Source organism: Streptomyces xiamenensis (genome assembly GCF_000993785.3).
Lineage (GTDB): Bacteria > Actinomycetota > Actinomycetes > Streptomycetales > Streptomycetaceae > Streptomyces > Streptomyces xiamenensis.
In genome coordinates this window covers 3,645,201-3,660,309 of record NZ_CP009922.3, presented here as the reverse complement: position 1 = coordinate 3,660,309, position 15,109 = coordinate 3,645,201, and the positions used below count along the sequence as shown (strand labels likewise).

16 protein-coding genes and 2 pseudogenes are annotated in these 15,109 nt (G+C 71.0%); 8 read left to right on the top strand and 10 right to left on the bottom strand.

Annotated features, from left to right (window positions below):
* Positions 1–179: 179 nt before the first annotated feature.
* Positions 180–1,475 carry a D-alanyl-D-alanine carboxypeptidase family protein gene (locus SXIM_RS16925; protein ID WP_030728884.1) on the top strand — a complete coding sequence of 432 codons (1,296 nt, stop codon included), beginning with the start codon at positions 180–182 and terminating at the stop codon, positions 1,473–1,475.
* 64 nt (positions 1,476–1,539) lie between these two features.
* On the opposite strand, the pseudogene SXIM_RS28175 reads toward SXIM_RS16925, so the two are convergent.
* The 3 genes and pseudogenes from SXIM_RS28175 to trpS form a co-directional block, all read right to left on the bottom strand.
* Positions 1,540–2,430 (bottom strand): annotated as a pseudogene (locus tag SXIM_RS28175) (YhjD/YihY/BrkB family envelope integrity protein); the annotation flags it as partial.
* 53 nt (positions 2,431–2,483) lie between these two features.
* A complete protein-coding gene (locus SXIM_RS16915; RefSeq protein ID WP_046724589.1) occupies positions 2,484–3,050 on the bottom strand; it encodes a 2'-5' RNA ligase family protein in 567 nt (188 codons plus the stop codon).
* A gap of 109 nt (positions 3,051–3,159) precedes the next feature.
* The gene (gene trpS / locus SXIM_RS16910) at positions 3,160–4,173 is read right to left on the bottom strand and encodes a tryptophan--tRNA ligase (protein ID WP_030728900.1); all 1,014 of its coding nucleotides are present in this window, start codon (positions 4,171–4,173) and stop codon (positions 3,160–3,162) included.
* Positions 4,174–4,369: 196 nt separating this feature from the next.
* Between trpS and rocD the strand changes: the two genes are divergently transcribed.
* From rocD to SXIM_RS16885, 5 genes are all read left to right on the top strand, one after another.
* Positions 4,370–5,620, top strand: a complete 1,251-nt coding sequence (rocD, locus tag SXIM_RS16905; RefSeq protein ID WP_030728903.1) for an ornithine--oxo-acid transaminase — start codon at positions 4,370–4,372, stop codon at positions 5,618–5,620.
* Positions 5,621–5,776: 156 nt separating this feature from the next.
* Positions 5,777–7,000: an NADP-dependent isocitrate dehydrogenase gene (locus SXIM_RS16900; protein WP_030728906.1), complete on the top strand. Its 1,224-nt coding sequence runs from the start codon at positions 5,777–5,779 to the stop codon at positions 6,998–7,000.
* 95 nt (positions 7,001–7,095) lie between these two features.
* On the top strand, positions 7,096–8,085 hold the full coding sequence (locus tag SXIM_RS16895) for a malate dehydrogenase (protein ID WP_030728909.1): 990 nt from the start codon (positions 7,096–7,098) through the stop codon (positions 8,083–8,085).
* 106 nt (positions 8,086–8,191) lie between these two features.
* A complete protein-coding gene (locus SXIM_RS16890; RefSeq protein WP_046724587.1) occupies positions 8,192–9,139 on the top strand; it encodes a glycine betaine ABC transporter substrate-binding protein in 948 nt (315 codons plus the stop codon).
* Positions 9,140–9,217: 78 nt separating this feature from the next.
* The gene (locus SXIM_RS16885; RefSeq protein WP_030728916.1) at positions 9,218–9,442 is read left to right on the top strand and encodes a hypothetical protein; all 225 of its coding nucleotides are present in this window, start codon (positions 9,218–9,220) and stop codon (positions 9,440–9,442) included.
* Between the two features lie 33 nt (positions 9,443–9,475).
* Here the strand turns inward: SXIM_RS16885 and SXIM_RS16880 are convergent.
* Positions 9,476–10,208, bottom strand: a pseudogene (locus SXIM_RS16880) (helix-turn-helix transcriptional regulator).
* A gap of 123 nt (positions 10,209–10,331) precedes the next feature.
* Here SXIM_RS16880 and SXIM_RS16875 point away from each other — a divergent pair.
* Together SXIM_RS16875 and SXIM_RS16870 are read left to right on the top strand one after the other, a co-directional pair.
* Complete coding sequence (locus SXIM_RS16875; RefSeq protein ID WP_030728922.1) at positions 10,332–10,529, top strand: hypothetical protein; 198 nt, start codon at positions 10,332–10,334, stop codon at positions 10,527–10,529.
* Positions 10,526–10,711 carry a hypothetical protein gene (locus SXIM_RS16870; protein WP_030728925.1) on the top strand — a complete coding sequence of 62 codons (186 nt, stop codon included), beginning with the start codon at positions 10,526–10,528 and terminating at the stop codon, positions 10,709–10,711. Before SXIM_RS16875 ends, SXIM_RS16870 begins: the two co-directional genes overlap by 4 nt.
* 75 nt (positions 10,712–10,786) lie before the next feature.
* Here the strand turns inward: SXIM_RS16870 and SXIM_RS16865 are convergent, their stop codons facing one another.
* From SXIM_RS16865 to SXIM_RS16840, 6 genes are all read right to left on the bottom strand, one after another.
* Complete coding sequence (locus SXIM_RS16865) at positions 10,787–11,218, bottom strand: PIN domain-containing protein (protein WP_046724584.1); 432 nt, start codon at positions 11,216–11,218, stop codon at positions 10,787–10,789.
* Positions 11,203–11,457 carry a type II toxin-antitoxin system Phd/YefM family antitoxin gene (locus SXIM_RS16860; RefSeq protein ID WP_030728931.1) on the bottom strand — a complete coding sequence of 85 codons (255 nt, stop codon included), beginning with the start codon at positions 11,455–11,457 and terminating at the stop codon, positions 11,203–11,205. Before SXIM_RS16860 ends, SXIM_RS16865 begins: the two co-directional genes overlap by 16 nt.
* A gap of 166 nt (positions 11,458–11,623) precedes the next feature.
* Positions 11,624–13,282 carry a BCCT family transporter gene (locus tag SXIM_RS16855; RefSeq protein ID WP_234306795.1) on the bottom strand — a complete coding sequence of 553 codons (1,659 nt, stop codon included), beginning with the start codon at positions 13,280–13,282 and terminating at the stop codon, positions 11,624–11,626.
* A gap of 159 nt (positions 13,283–13,441) precedes the next feature.
* Positions 13,442–13,669, bottom strand: coding sequence for a hypothetical protein (locus SXIM_RS27745; RefSeq protein ID WP_046724582.1), 228 nt, complete (start codon positions 13,667–13,669; stop codon positions 13,442–13,444).
* Between the two features lie 100 nt (positions 13,670–13,769).
* On the bottom strand, positions 13,770–14,231 hold the full coding sequence (locus tag SXIM_RS16845) for a DUF3017 domain-containing protein (RefSeq protein WP_078635270.1): 462 nt from the start codon (positions 14,229–14,231) through the stop codon (positions 13,770–13,772).
* Positions 14,228–15,088 (bottom strand): bifunctional methylenetetrahydrofolate dehydrogenase/methenyltetrahydrofolate cyclohydrolase, encoded by an 861-nt coding sequence (locus SXIM_RS16840; protein ID WP_030728944.1) that lies wholly within the window; start codon positions 15,086–15,088, stop codon positions 14,228–14,230. The genes SXIM_RS16845 and SXIM_RS16840 overlap by 4 nt, the downstream gene beginning before the upstream one ends.
* Between the last annotated feature and the right edge of the window lie 21 nt (positions 15,089–15,109).

Here is a 15,109-nt window from a genome sequence, read left to right as displayed (position 1 = left end):
GTTCACCGGTCGAGACGCAGAAACCACCGAACGCGATGACACGCCGACCAATGTTCCTACGATCATCGCCCGGATGAACGCGCCGCCTCACCGGTTCGGGCCCCTGCGCTGGCCAGGGCCGTACCGGCTATGGGTAAGTTCGCGTTGTGCCGATTCTGCGATCGCCCTCTTTTCGGATCATGGCCCGCCGCCCCCGCGTGCGCCACTCCCTGACGCTCCCCCTCGCCGCCGCCCTGCTCCCGGCCGCCGTCCTGCTCCCGGCCGCCGCCCCCGCCACCGCGGCCACGGCCGCCCCCTCGGCCTCCTCCGACGACACCACCGTCATCGGCGGCGAGCGGCTCGGCCTGCCGGGCCCGCAGGTGTCGCTGGGGCCCGGCGCCCCCGAACTGCCCGAGGACATCTCCTCCCGGGCGTGGATCGTGGCCGACGCCGAGACCGGCGAGGTCCTGGCCGCCCACAACGCGCACCGCCGGCTGGCCCCCGCCTCCACCCTCAAGATGCTGTTCGCGGACACCCTCATCCCCAAGTTCGACGCCGACGAGGTGTACACGGCCGAGCCGGAACACTTCGTGGGCATGGGCGCCGGCAGCAGCGCGGTGGGCATCGCCGACCACCAGACGTACACCGTGGAGGACCTGTGGCACGGGGTCTTCCTCGCCTCCGGCAATGACGCCGTGCACGCGCTGACCGCCATGAACGGCGGCATGGAGGCCACCGTCGCCGAGCTGAACGAACGCGCCGCCGACCTCCAGGCCCTGGACACCCACGTGGTCAGCCCGGACGGCTACGACGCCGAGGGCCAGACCTCCTCCGCCTACGACCTCACCCTCATCGCCCGCGACGGCCTGAAGAACGAGGACTTCCGCCGCTACGCCGCGACCGTCCGCACCGAGTTCCCCGGCGGCGCACCGGAGGAGGACGAGGACGGCAAGCCGGGCGAGCGCGAGCCGTACCAGGTCCAGTCCACCAACCGGCTGCTGGTCGGCGACCGCGGCCTGGAACCGTACGAGGGCGTCGCCGGGGTGAAGAACGGCTACACCACCAACGCCGGGCACACCTTCACCGGCGTCGCCGAGCGCGGCGACCGGGTGCTGCTGGTCACCTGCATGAACCCGTCCGAGGGCGACAGCCTCCAGGTGTACCGGGAGACCGCCGCGCTCTTCGACTGGGGCTTCGAGGCGGCCGACCACATCGAGCCGGTCGGCGAGCTGGTACCGCCGCTCAGCGAGATCGAGGCCGCCGCCCGCGAGGCGAGCGTCTCCGAGGACGACGGTAAGGGCATCACCCCCGTCGACGGCGCCACCGCCGCGGGCACCGGCGCCCGCCCGGCGAGCGTGGGCACCGTCCTGGGCGTCACGGGCGGGGCGCTGGTCCTGATGGCGGTGGCGGCCTACGTGTTCCACCGGCGCCACCCGCTGCCCGCCGCCCTCCAGCAGCTCCCAGAACGTCTGCGCCGGTCCGCTCCCCCGCGCTGACCGCCGTGGCCGTCCAGGCACAGCACGCCAGCAGCAGCCGGGCGATCAGGTTGATCCACACCAGCAGGGCGATCGGCGCGCCGAACGCCCCGTAGACGGTGCGCCCGGCGATGTTGATCAGATAGCCGCCGAGCAGCAGCTTGAGCAGCTCGATGCCGATCGCGCCGACCAGACAGGCACCCAGCAGGGCGCCCCGGGGCGGCCGTACGCCGGGCAGCCAGGCCAGGACGTACAGCAGCAGGGCGAAGGTCACGGACATGGCCAGGACGTACGCGGCGGCCTGGAGCAGGGCCTGGGCGACGCCGTTGCGCTCGACGCCGAGCCAGCTGGTGGCCCAGTGCACGGCGTTGATGGCCAGGGCGGAGGCGCCCAGCGAGGCGAGCACCACGGCGCCGAGGCCGGCCAGCACGCCGATGTCCTTGACCTTGCGCAGCAGCGGGTTCCCGTCGGGCTCCGGCAGGTCCCACACGGCGCGCAGGGTGCCGCGCAGCGAGTCGACCCAGGCGGCCCCGGTGGGCAGCAGCAGAAGCAGGGCGGCCAGGCCGATGGCGCGGGAGTTGGCGAAGAAGGACCCGAGGTCCAGCTGCTGGGAGATGCCGGGGACCTGGTCGGTGAACCAGTCCTCGACGCGGACGACCTGGGCGTCGCTCAGCACGGCGGCGGTGACGGCGGCGGCCAGCGCGATGGCGGGGAAGAGCGTCAGGAAGGACGTGAAGGTGATCGCGGCGGCGAGCCGGGTCCACACCCGGTCCTCCAGGTACTCCCAGACCCGGTAGGGGCGGGAGGCGAACAGGGCGGCGAAGGCGGGCCCGACGCGGGGCACCCGGGCCAGGCGCTCCTGGACGGTCAGGCCCCGTTCCCTGAGGGTGCCGGGGTGGGCGCCGCCGATGCCGGTGGCCCCCGCCGGACGGCGGAGGGCTTTCTCCGTACTTCTCCCGCTTCTCCCGTTTTCCATGGTGGAGACTGTAGGGCCGGGTGAGCGGCGGGCAAGAGGTTACGCGGCGGAGGTCACGCCGCGTTCTCCGGCTCCGGGGTGCGCTCGGCCGCCGCCACCGTCGCGAAGAGGAACTCCCGCTGGAGCCGCCACGCGCCGTCGCGGCCCTGCTCGTAGAGGGCGAAGCCGCTCGCCGTCCAGGCCGCCTCGTACTCGGCCAGCTCGGCCTCCGCGGCGTCCATCCGCTCTTCCTCGATGCCGTGCGCCACGGTCACATGCGGGTGGTACGGGAACTGAAGCTGCCGCGCCAGCGGGCCCCGCGGGTCGCGCACCCGCTCCTGGAGCCAGCCGCACGCCGAACCGCCCTCGACCACCTGGACGAAGACCACCGGAGACAGCGGCCGGAAGGTGCCGGTGCCGTACAGCCGCATGGGGAAGGGGCGCCCGGCGGCGGCGATGCCCGCCAGGTGCTCCTCGATCCGGGGACGGGCGGCCGGGTCGACCGCGGTCGGCGGCAGCAGGGTGACATGCGTGGGGATCTTGGCGGCGGCGGCGTCACCGAAGCCCAGGCGACAGCTCTGCAACCTGCTGCCGTGCGGCTCAGGCACCGCGATCGACACGCCCAGCGTGACGGTCCCCACAACCTGCTCCCTTCCTGTCCTGCCGTGCCCGGCCGCGAGTGTGCCGGGGGGAGTGGGCCGCGCGCGGCGGCCGTGGTCCCTTTTGCGTCATCTTCCCGAGGTGCGGCGGCTACGGCCGCGGCGGCAGGAAGCCGACCCGGTCGTACGCGGTGGCCAGGGTCCCGGCGGCCACCTCGCGGGCCTTGGCGGCGCCCTTGGCGAGCACCGCGTCCAGCTCGGCCGGATCCGCGAGGAACTCCTGGGTCCGCGCCCGGAACGGCGTCACCCAGTCCGCGACGATCCCGGCGAGTTCGGTCTTGAGCGCACCGTACAACTGTCCGGCGAACTTCTCCTCCAGCTCAGGCACGGTCGTGCCGGTCAGAGCCGAGTGGATGACCAGCAGATTGCTGATGCCGGGCTTGTTCACCGGGTCGTAGCGGACCTCGGTACCGGTGTCGGTCACCGCCGACCTGACCTTCTTGGCGGACGCCTTCGGCTCGTCCAGCAGGTTGATGATGCCCTTCGGCGAGGACGCCGACTTGCTCATCTTCGCGGTCGGGTCCTGGAGGTCGTAGATCTTCGCCGCCTCCTTGAGGATGTACGCCGCCGGGACGGTGAAGGTCTGGCCGAACCGCCCGTTGAAGCGCTCGGCGACATCGCGGGTCAGCTCCACGTGCTGGCGCTGGTCCTCGCCGACAGGCACCTGGTCCGCCTGGTAGAGCAGGATGTCGGCGACCTGGAGCACGGGGTAGGTGAACAGGCCCACGGTGGTGCGGTCCGCGCCCTGCTTGGCGGACTTGTCCTTGAACTGCGTCATCCGGGACGCCTCGCCGAAGCCGGTGAGGCAGTTCATCACCCAGGCGAGCTGGGTGTGCTCGGCGACATGGCTCTGGACGAACAGCGTGCAGCGGTCCGGGTCCACCCCGGCGGCCAGCAGCTGGGCGGCGGCCAGCCGGGTCGAGGCGCGCAGCTCGGCCGGATCCTGCGGGATGGTGATGGCGTGCAGATCGACCACCATGTAGAAGGCGTCGTGCGTCTCCTGGAGCGACACCCACTGGCGGACGGCGCCGAGGTAGTTGCCGAGGTGGAACGAGCCCGAGGTCGGCTGGATTCCGGAGAGCACGCGGGGACGATCAGTGGCCATGGCACCCATTGTCTCAGGCGCCCGGTGGTCCGTGACACGGGTGGGGCGGGCGTTCCGGCGGGTACCGGGGCGGCGCCGCACACTGTCCGCTGACCGGACGTTCGCCCGCGCTTTCTTCCGCGTCCCGGCACCCGGCGCGACAATCGGCGGCGGATGATCCCCGTCAGAGCCGCCGGAAGATCACAGGAGAGCGCCCATGATCGCGAACGTGTCCGGGAAGTCGTCGGCCGAGCTGATCGGCGCCGCCGAGGAGCACAGCGCGCACAACTACGCCCCCCTGCCGGTGGTGATCGCCTCGGCGCGCGGCGCCTGGATGACCGATGTGGAGGGCCGCCGCTATCTGGACCTGCTGGCCGGCTACTCGGCGCTCAACTTCGGGCACGGGCATCCGCGGCTGATCGCCGAGGCCAGGGCGCAGCTGAGCCGGCTGACCCTGACCTCGCGCGCCTTCCACCACGAGCACTTCGCCGACTTCTGCGCCGGGCTGGCCGAGCTGTGCGGGATGGAGATGGTGCTCCCGATGAACACCGGCGCCGAGGCCGTGGAGACGGCGGTCAAGACGGCCCGGGCGTGGGGCTACCGGGTGAAGGGCGTACGCCCCGGGCGGGCGAAGATCGTGGTCGCGGACCAGAACTTCCACGGCAGGACCACGACGATCGTGAGCTTCTCGACGGACGAGGAGGCGCGGGCGGACTTCGGCCCCTACACGCCGGGCTTCGAGATCGTGCCGTACGGGGACCTGGCGGCGCTGGAGGCGGTGCTGGACGAGCACGCCGGGGACGTGGTGGCGGTGCTGCTGGAGCCCATCCAGGGCGAGGCGGGGGTACGGGTGCCGCCGCCCGGCTATCTGGCGGGGGTACGGGAGCTGACCCGGGCGCGTGACGTCCTGTTCCTGGCGGACGAGATCCAGTCGGGCCTGGGCCGCACCGGGGCGACGTTCGCGTGCGAGCACGAGCACGTGGTGCCCGACATGTACATCCTGGGCAAGGCGCTGGGCGGCGGGGTGCTGCCGGTGTCGGCGGTGGTGTCCTCGGCCGCGGTGCTGGGGGTGCTGCGGCCCGGGGAGCACGGCTCGACGTTCGGCGGCAATCCGCTGGCGTGCGCGGTGGCGCTGGAGGTGATCGCGATGCTGCGGGAGGGCGAGCCGCAGCGCCGGGCGCGCGATCTGGGCGAGCGGCTGCACCAGGAGCTGGCCGGCTGGGTGGGAGCCGGGGCGGTGACCGAGGTGCGCGGGCGCGGCCTGTGGGCGGGGGTGGACATCGACCCGGCGCTCGGTACGGGCCGGGAGATCTCGGAGCGGCTGCTGCGGCGCGGGGTGCTGGTGAAGGACACCCACGGCTCGACGATCCGGATCGCGCCACCGCTGGTCATCTCGCCCCAGGACCTGGAGTGGGCCCTGGAGCAGTTGCGGGCGGAACTGGTGCCCCGGGGTGCGGCGGGGAGGTGAGCGGGGGGCGTACGCGGGGGGATCCCGCCCGGAGCCGGGTGCGGTCATCCCTTGGGCGGGGGCCGGGGCGGGGGCTAGGGTGGGCCTGGGTATCTTGATGACGAGATATTGAGATCCCAGAACGACCCAGCCGGCCCGGAGGGACAGACCGTACCCATGGCAAAGATCAAGGTAGCCAACCCCGTCGTCGAACTCGACGGCGACGAGATGACCCGCATCATCTGGCAGTTCATCAAGGACAAGCTGATCCTTCCGTACCTCGACGTCGAGCTGAAGTACTACGACCTCGGCATCGAGCACCGCGACGCCACCAACGACCAGGTGACGGTCGACGCGGCCGAGGCCATCAAGCAGTACGGCGTCGGCGTGAAGTGCGCCACCATCACCCCGGACGAGGCGCGGGTCGAGGAGTTCGGCCTCAAGCGCATGTACCGCTCGCCCAACGGCACCATCCGCAACATCCTGGGCGGTGTCATCTTCCGCGAGCCGATCATCATGGAGAACGTGCCGCGTCTGGTCCCGGGCTGGACCAAGCCGATCGTCGTCGGCCGTCACGCCTTCGGCGACCAGTACCGCGCCACCGACGTCAAGATCCCCGGCGAGGGCACCCTGACCCTGTCCTTCACCCCGAAGGACGGCTCCGAGCCCATGGAGCTGGAGGTCTACGACTTCCCGAGCTCCGGTGTCGCCCTGGCCATGTACAACCTGGACGACTCCATCCGCGACTTCGCGCGGTCCTCCTTCCGGTACGGCCTGGAGCGCAACTTCCCGGTCTACATGTCCACCAAGAACACGATCCTCAAGGCCTACGACGGCCGCTTCAAGGATCTGTTCCAGGAGGTCTTCGACGCCGAGTTCAAGGCGGAGTTCGACGCGCGCGGGCTCACCTACGAGCACCGGCTGATCGACGACATGGTCGCCGCCGCCCTGAAGTGGGAGGGCGGCTACGTGTGGGCCTGCAAGAACTACGACGGTGACGTGCAGTCCGACATCGTCGCCCAGGGCTTCGGCTCGCTGGGCCTGATGACCTCCGTGCTGATGACCCCCGACGGCAAGACCGTCGAGGCCGAGGCCGCGCACGGTACGGTCACCCGCCACTACCGGCAGCACCAGCAGGGCAAGGCGACCTCCACCAACCCGATCGCCTCGATCTTCGCCTGGACCCGGGGCCTGGCCCACCGCGGCAAGCTCGACAACACCCCCGAGGTGACCGAGTTCGCGCACAAGCTGGAGCAGGTCTGCATCGAGACCGTCGAGGCCGGTCAGATGACCAAGGACCTGGCGCTGCTCATCGGCAAGGACCAGCCGTGGCTGACCACCGAGGAGTTCCTCGCCGCTCTCGACGAGAACCTGAAGAAGAAGATCGCCGCCACCGCGTAACGCGGCGGCAGTTCGGCAGTACCGCGTGGGCCCCGGTGGCGCCGGGGCCCACGCGCTCTCGGAACCCGTCACCACATCACCGGAGTTGGTCAGAGATGCCCCGCACCCCCGTCAACGTCACCGTCACCGGCGCGGCCGGCCAGATCGGCTACGCGCTGCTGTTCCGGATCGCCTCCGGCCAGCTGCTCGGCCCCGATGTCCCGGTCCGGCTGCGGCTGCTGGAGATCACCCCGGCGCTGAAGGCCGCCGAGGGCACCGCCATGGAGCTGGACGACTCGGCCTTCCCGCTGCTGGACGGCATCGACATCTCCGATGACCCCAACGTCGCCTTCGACGGCACCAACGTGGCGCTGCTGGTCGGCGCCCGCCCCCGTACCAAGGGCATGGAGCGCGGCGATCTGCTGGAGGCCAACGGCGGGATCTTCAAGCCGCAGGGCAAGGCGATCAACGACCACGCGGCGGACGACATCAAGGTGCTGGTGGTGGGCAACCCGGCCAACACCAACGCGCTGATCGCGCAGGCGGCGGCCCCCGACGTACCGGCGGAGCGGTTCACGGCGATGACCCGCCTCGACCACAACCGGGCGCTGACCCAGCTGGCGAAGAAGACCGGCGTGCCGGTCTCCGAGATCCGCCGGCTGACCATCTGGGGCAACCACTCGGCGACCCAGTACCCCGACATCTTCCACGCGGAGATCGGCGGGAAGAACGCCGCCGAAACCGTGAACGACGAGGCGTGGCTGGCGGATGAATTCATTCCCACCGTCGCCAAGCGCGGCGCCGCCATCATCGAGGCGCGCGGCGCTTCCTCGGCCGCGTCGGCCGCCAACGCCGCCATCGACCACGTCCACACCTGGGTGAACGGCACCGCCGCCGGTGACTGGACCTCGATGGCGATCCCGTCGGACGGCTCGTACGGCGTTCCCGAGGGTCTGATCTCCTCCTTCCCGGTCACCACTTCGGGTGGTACGTACGAGATCGTCCAGGGTCTGGAGATCAACGCGTTCTCCCGCACCCGGATCGACGCCTCCGTCCAGGAGCTCGCGGACGAGCGGGAGGCCGTGCGCGCACTGGGCCTGATCTGACCGGTTGGGCATATCCTGCGGAATGCGGCCCCGTACGCGCGTGCGTTCGCTCGCGCGCCACGGGGCCGCCCCGCCGCCCAGCCTGAAGGCCGAAGGAACGGACACCATGCGGAACTGCCGGCGCGTCCTGATCGCGGGAGTCGCGGTGCTGGGCCTCACCCTGAGCGGCGGCTGCGCTCTGCTGGACGAAGGGGTGGCCGGCGCCGGTGAGGAGCTGGGCGAACGGATCGCGATAGCGGTCCCCGACTGGCCGGGCGGGCAGGCCAACGCGGCCGTGGCGGCGTACGTTTTGGAGACCGAACTGGGTGTCGGCGTGGATTGGATGCCGGTGGACCAGGCCCGCGCCTGGGACGGCCTGAACGACGGCACCGTCCAGGCACTGCTGGAGGACTGGGGCGGTCTGCCGGAGAAGACGGAGCTGTACGTCCGGCAGAAGCGCAGCGTGGTGGACGCCGGGGACCTGGGGATCACCGGCCACATAGGGTGGTTCGTGCCGAAACGGTTCTCCGACGCGCACCCCGAGGTCCTCGACTGGGAGAACCTCAACGACTTCGCCGAGGACTTCAACGGCGAACTCCTCCAGGCCGACGCCGCCTACGCCACCTTCGACGCGGCGATCATCGAGGAACTCGGCCTGGACCTCACCCCCGTGGCGGCCGGCAGCGAGAGCGCCCTGGTGGAGAACATCACCCGCGCCGCGGCCGAGGGCACGCCCCTGCTCACCTACTGGTGGCAGCCGCACTGGCTGAACGCCGAGGTGGAGATGGCCGAGATAAAGCTCCCCCGGTACACCCTGGGCTGCCAGAACGACCCGGAGACGGTCGCCTGCGCCTACCCCGACCTGGCCCCGCGCAAGTACCTCAACGCCGCCTTCGCCCAGACCGAGGCCCCGGCCGCCGAGTTCCTGCGCGCCTTCCGGTGGACGACGGACGACCAGAACGAGGTCGCCCGGCTGATCGAGGCGGAGGGGCTGTCGCCGATGGCCGCGGCCGAACGCTGGGTGACGCAGAACCCCGCGGCCGTCGAGCAGTGGCTGCCGGAGCCGCAGGATTAGTCCGTGCCCCGTGCCCTGCCCGCGACCCCCGGGCGAGCGGCGACGATGAACGGCGAACGACGACAACTCCCGAGGTGCGTGAGGTCGAACCCCTCCGACGCGGCGGACGTGGACGAGGCCGTCAGGAGTCCGCTGCTGGTGCCCCGGATGGTCGGACGCGTCGAGCGCATCCAGGTGCCCGAAGCGATCCCGTCGATGGCCCTGGCCCCGCTGACCCCGGAACAGCGGCGGTTGTTCGTCGTCACCTTCCACACGTACGAGGCGGCACTGGCCCAGGAGCACGCGGAACAGCCGTCTTCCTGAGACGGGCCGCCGGGTGGAACCGGCGGACCGCCGCTACTCCTGCGGGCGGTGGTTGTATCTCTCCACCGCGGCCTTCGCCGTGGAGGCGTCCCGGAAGACGAGCTGCCACGGTCCGGTGTTCACATCGAATTCCTTGCCGAACCCCACCCACTTGCCCACCATCCGGCGGCCGGTGGGCTCGGCCAGGAGTTGTATCGCGCCGTGGTAACGGGCGCCCTGGTAATAGCTGTCCCGGGCGGTCTCCTCGGTCCAGGTACCGGTGATGACAGTGCCGTCAATCACGAGGTCCATGATCAACGACGAGTCCGAGGAGCCGGGGAGGCTGCGGACGGTCAGCCGGCTGCCGTGCTGGAGCACCACGACATGGTGCAGCCCGACGAAAGCGGCCCCACGGCCCGAACTGAAGTATTCGTAGCGCGACAGCCAGATACCGGAGTGGTTGGCCCGATGACCGTGAGCCACCGGCGAGGCGGCGGCCTCCTTGGCGGCAACCGTCATGTCGTGGCCACCCCGGCCGTCGTCCGCCACCTCACCCAGGGGAATCGGCGCGGCGAAACCCAGCGCCTCGATCGGCAACCCGGTCACCTGCTCCAGCGCCCGCGCGTACACCGGCCGCGGACTGGTGGTGACGCCCGCCTCCCAGCGCTGGACCAACCGCTTTGAGGCACCTGGCACTCCCGCCTCCCTGATCGCACGGGCCAAGTCGTCCTGGCTCATGCAATCCCATGCGGACGGCTCGCAGAGCGCTGTTCGGTGTGGTCGTCACGCTCCTCACGGTAACGCCAACCGTCGGCGAATGACACCCATTTGACGCCTTGTTTGACGCCGCGCGGACCGCCCGTGGTACGTCACGGTGAGTAGAGGAACGACTCCAAGGAGGGAGGTCAACGTGTCACACGGCACCACGCGTTACCCGAATGAGCAGGTGGCCGACGTACGGAGGTCGGCCGTTCTCACGGTGGCACGGGAGAACTTGGCCGATGCGGAGAGCCTGCGGCTCGACTCCGCCTCCACCGAGGAGCTGGCGTACCACTTCTGCGTCCTCAAGCGCAGTCTGCGCGAGGTCCTGACGGTGGTGGCGCTGTGACGCCACCGCTCCAGGTGCCCGTGCCGGTGAACGGCGAGACCCGGGTGGTCCTGCTCTCGGCCGTCGAGGCGGAACTCCTGCACGCGCGGCTGTGCCACGCGCTCAGCGGCGAACCAGCGCCCTCCGGGGCGCCCGAGTGCCGGTTCGACCAGAAACTCGACCCCCGGCGCCGCCGCGCATGAGGAAGCCCCCGGGGCCGGTACGGGAGTGGACCGGCCCCGGGGGGACCGGCGAGGGAGGTGGCCCGGTCGGCCCCTTCAGCCCCGCGACCGGCCGGAGGGCTCCGCGGGGAGAATCGAGGCACGCACCCCCGGCAGGCCGTCGAAGGCGGCCTTGTCGTCCATGGTGAGCAATGTTCGCGCGGTGGCAGCCGCTGTCGCCGCGACGATGAGGTCGTGGGCGCCTCGTGGCTTGCCCTGGCGGCGGACGGCGGCGAGGAGGCGGGCGTGGACGACCGCGATCTCGGCTGTGTAATCCTCGACGGGAATGAGCGCCCGCACGCCGTCGACGAACGCCTGTCGGCGCTCTCGTCGGGCGCCGTCCGCCAGCTCCACACCGAACTGCAACTCGGCCAGCGTCACCGCCGCGATGGTTACATCGTCCTCGTCGTCGAGCAGCCGACCGAGGCCGGCACCGCTGCGCTCCGCCCGGATGACGACGCCGGTGTCCAGGATCAGTCGTCGTGCCATGTCGCGCCCATCTCGTCGGTCACACTCTCCCGGGCCGCCGCCACGTCGTCGGCGAAGTCCTCGTCAAGGGATTGCGCGGCAAGGAACTCCTTGATCGCGGCTCCGTTCCCGGCCGGCGTGGGGGCGAGGGTGGCCAACCGGCGACCGCCACGGGTGATCACGATGGTTTCCCCATGCTCGGCACGGTCCAGCACGGAGGCGAAATTGCGCGCGACCTCTGTCGCCGTCATCGTCCTCATGGAATCAGAGTATCTGATTCCATGAGTTCACGGAGGTTTTCGACCGAAGATCCGGGCACCCACCCGCCCGTCCGATGGCGCCTCAGCGGCGCCGCGCATGAGGAAGCCCCCGGGGCCGGTACGGGAGTGGACCGGCGCCCGGGGGCTGTGCAGAGGGACGTAACGATCAGGTGCGGGTGGTGGCCGTCGGCTTCTTGCCGGTGCCGTTCACGCCCTCGGCCGTCGCTTTGTCGGCCTCCTCGAGCGCGGCCACGGCCTCCTCGATCAGTCGCGTCTCCGTCTTGCGGCGCTCGGCCGCCAGGTAGGCGGCCCGTTCCGCGCGGAACTGCTTCAGCGTGGCGATACACATCGCGATCATCACGAAACTGAAGGGCAGGGCGATGATGATCGCCACCGTTTGGAGCGTGGTGAGCGCGTCACTGCCCGCGGCCACCAGCAGCGCGATGGCCACCGTGCCCTCGACCACCGACCAGAACACGCGGCTCCAGCGCGGCGGCGTCGGGTCCCCGCCGGAGGCCAGCATGTCCACCACGTACGAACCGGAGTCCGAGGAGGTGACGAAGAACAGCACGATCAGCAGCATGGTCAGACCCGCGACCAGGGCGCCGCCCGGGAAGTGGTCCAGCAGCTGGAAGAGGGCACTGTCCTTGTCCACGCCGTCCGCGCCGACCATCGAGCCGGGCTCGCCCCGCTCCTGCTGGACGGCCGAGCCGCCGATCACGGAGTACCAGAAGAAGGTCAGCAGCGAGGGCACCAGCAGCACGCCGCCGACGAACTGCCGCACGGTGCGGCCCTTGGAGACGCGGGCGATGAAGATGCCGACGAAGGGCGCCCAGGAGATCCACCAGCCCCAGTAGAAGACGGTCCAGCCGCTCACCCACGCCCGGCCCTCTTCGCCATGGGCGGCACCGGTGTCGAAGCTGAGCGAGGGCAGCGCCTGGAGGTAGTTGCCGATGTTCTCGGTGAAGTCCGACAGCAGCAGGGTGGTGGAGCCGGCGATCAGGATGAAGGCCATCAGGCAGAAGAACAGCACCATGTTGGTGTTGGACAGCCACTTCATGCCCTTGCCGAGCCCGGAGAGCACCGAGAGCAGCGCCAGCAGCGTGATGCCGACGATCAGCGCCACCTGGAGCGCGGTGCCCGGGTTGTCGGCCCAGCCGAGGAAGTCGGCGCCCGCGGATATCTGCATGACACCGAAGCCGAGCGAGGTGGCGACACCGAAGACCGTACCGACCAGCGCGATGACGTCGATGGCGTCACCCCACCGGCCCTTGACGCGGTCGCCGAGCAGCGGCTCCAGCGCCCAGCGGATGGACACGGGGCGGCCCTTGCGGTGCACGGCGTACGCGATGGCCAGACCGACCACCACGTAGATCGCCCAGGGGTGGATGCCCCAGTGCAGGAAGGTCTGGGAGAAGGCGGCCCTGGTCGCTTCGGCCTCGCCGCCGTCCACGCCGGGGCGCGGCGAGTCGTAGAAGGTGAGCGGCTCGGCGACGCCCCAGTAGACGAGGCCGATGCCCATGCCGGCGGCGAACAGCATCGCCAGCCAGGAGGCGGTGGAGAAGTCCGGCTTGTCGTCGTCCTTGCCGAGCTTGATGTCACCGAAGCGGCTGAGCCCGACCCAGACGACGAAGATCACGAAGAGCGAGACCAGCACCATGTAGTACCAGCCGAGGTTGCCAACCACGTCCGAGTTGAGGTTCATGACCACGCGGTTGGCGGCGTCGTCCCAGATGATGGCCCACAGCACGAAGGCCCCGATGATCGCGACCGAGGGCCAGAAGACCCAGGGGGCGATCGTTTGAAACCACGGTTGTGATTTCACGGGTGGTGACGGTGCGGGTTTCCGGTCCGACATGCGTTTCCCCTCTGGGCGGTGCGAAGGCCGTGTAAACGACCTGGTCAACGTTGCGCGCCTGCCCTATGGGGAAAGATGTATGTGTCACGGTTCGATTTCCGTGCGGAGACGAATCGCACACGCGTCTCAGCAGCCGCCCCCGCCACCGTCTCCCCCACCGCCACCGCCGTCGCCCCCGCCACCGCCGTCCCCGGCGGCGAAGAAACCGCCGCCGCCCGATGAGTCGCTCCCGCTCCCGGGGCGGCGTCCCGCCCGGGCCCGCTTGCCCAGGCTCCGGACGATGACCAGCAGCAGGGTGCCCCAGAACAGCACCAGTGCGATGGGGAACACGATGACAAAGGTTTCGATCGGCACGGCCCGCCCCCTCTTCCTGCGGGCTTCCTGCCCGGCCGTGGCCCCCGCACACGGCGCGGCACAGCACCGGGACGGGCCCGTGACCGTCCCGGTACAGCCGTTATCCCGCCGAGAACCTCAGCACGTCGTTGAAGAACGGGACCTCCAGCCACGGCTTCGGCTGGGCCATCAGCGTCAGCAGCACGATCGTCAGCCCCAGCAGCCCGTAGGTGACGATGTCCGTGGCCCGTGAGCGCACCGCCAGCATCCCCACCTCCGGCAGCCAGGCGCGCAGCGCGGCGGCCGCCACCAGGGCGCCGCCGACGATCAGCAGCCCGATCCGGAAGTTCCCGAGCGTGACCAGCAGCCCGAGAAGGGTGCCGCCCAGCACCCCCACCAGCGGCCACTGCCGTATCGCCGCGGGCGCGCTGCCGGGCGCCGTGCGCCGCCCGCCCTCGGGGCGCGCGGTGTCCCGGGTGCTGTACTTGTCGGACGGGCTGCCGCCGCCGCCCACGGTGGCCACCTTGCGCACCCGGCCGATCCAGTCCCGCACCGGACGGGGCAGCGAGAGCCGTGGGGTCATGCGGTGGCCGCCTGCCGCTCGGCGGCCTCGACCACGTTGCGCAGGAGCATCGCCCGGGTCATCGGGCCGACGCCGCCGGGGTTCGGGGAGAGCCAGCCGGCCACCTCCGCGACGCCCGGGTGGACGTCGCCGACGATCTTGCCGCTCTCGTCCCGGCTGACGCCCACGTCGAGGACGGCGGCGCCCGGCTTCACGTCCTCCGGCTTGACCAGGTGCGGCACCCCGGCCGCCGCCACGATGATGTCGGCGGCGCGCAGCTGCGCCGACAGGTCGCGGGTGCCGGTGTGGCACTGGGTCACGGTGGCGTTCTCGCTGCGGCGGGTGAGCAGCAGCGGCAGCGATCGGCCCACGGTGATGCCGCGGCCGACGACGGCGACCTGGGCTCCGGCGATCTCCACGCCGTGCCGGCGCAGCAGCTCGATGATGCCGTTGGGGGTGCAGGGTAGCGGGGCGGTCTCGTTGAGGACGAGCCGGCCGAGGTTCACCGGGTGCAGGCCGTCGGCGTCCTTGTCGGGGTCCATGAGGGCGAGGACGCGGTTGACGTCGATGCCGCGCGGCAGCGGCAGCTGGACGATGTAGCCGGTGCAGCCGGGGTCCTCGTTCAGCTCGCGGACGACCGCCTCGATCTCCTCCTGGGTGGCGGTCGCGGGCAGTTCCCGCTGGATGGACGCGATGCCCACGGCGGCGCAGTCGCGGTGCTTGCCGGCCACGTACTTCTGGCTGCCGGGGTCCTCCCCGACCAGTACGGTGCCCAGGCCCGGCGTGATGCCGCGCTCGCGGAGGGCCTGGACCCGGGTGGTCAGGTCGGACTTGATCGCGGCGGCGGTCGCCTTGCCATCGAGAATCTGGGCGCTCATGCCCCCATCCTCGCGGATGCG

Excerpts from the sequence above, each read along its gene's own strand:
- trpS (WP_030728900.1), bottom strand. The coding sequence starts at position 4,173 with ATGGCCACTGATCGTCCCCGCGTGCTCTCCGGAATCCAGCCGACCTCG.
- SXIM_RS16860 (WP_030728931.1), bottom strand. The coding sequence starts at position 11,457 with ATGAGGACGATGACGGCGACAGAGGTCGCGCGCAATTTCGCCTCCGTG.
- rocD (WP_030728903.1), top strand. The coding sequence starts at position 4,370 with ATGATCGCGAACGTGTCCGGGAAGTCGTCGGCCGAGCTGATCGGCGCC.
- SXIM_RS16900 (WP_030728906.1), top strand. The coding sequence starts at position 5,777 with ATGGCAAAGATCAAGGTAGCCAACCCCGTCGTCGAACTCGACGGCGAC.
- SXIM_RS16895 (WP_030728909.1), top strand. The coding sequence starts at position 7,096 with ATGCCCCGCACCCCCGTCAACGTCACCGTCACCGGCGCGGCCGGCCAG.
- SXIM_RS16865 (WP_046724584.1), bottom strand. The coding sequence starts at position 11,218 with ATGGCACGACGACTGATCCTGGACACCGGCGTCGTCATCCGGGCGGAG.
- SXIM_RS16840 (WP_030728944.1), bottom strand. The coding sequence starts at position 15,088 with ATGAGCGCCCAGATTCTCGATGGCAAGGCGACCGCCGCCGCGATCAAG.
- SXIM_RS16925 (WP_030728884.1), top strand. The coding sequence starts at position 180 with ATGGCCCGCCGCCCCCGCGTGCGCCACTCCCTGACGCTCCCCCTCGCC.
- SXIM_RS16845 (WP_078635270.1), bottom strand. The coding sequence starts at position 14,231 with ATGACCCCACGGCTCTCGCTGCCCCGTCCGGTGCGGGACTGGATCGGC.
- SXIM_RS16890 (WP_046724587.1), top strand. The coding sequence starts at position 8,192 with ATGCGGAACTGCCGGCGCGTCCTGATCGCGGGAGTCGCGGTGCTGGGC.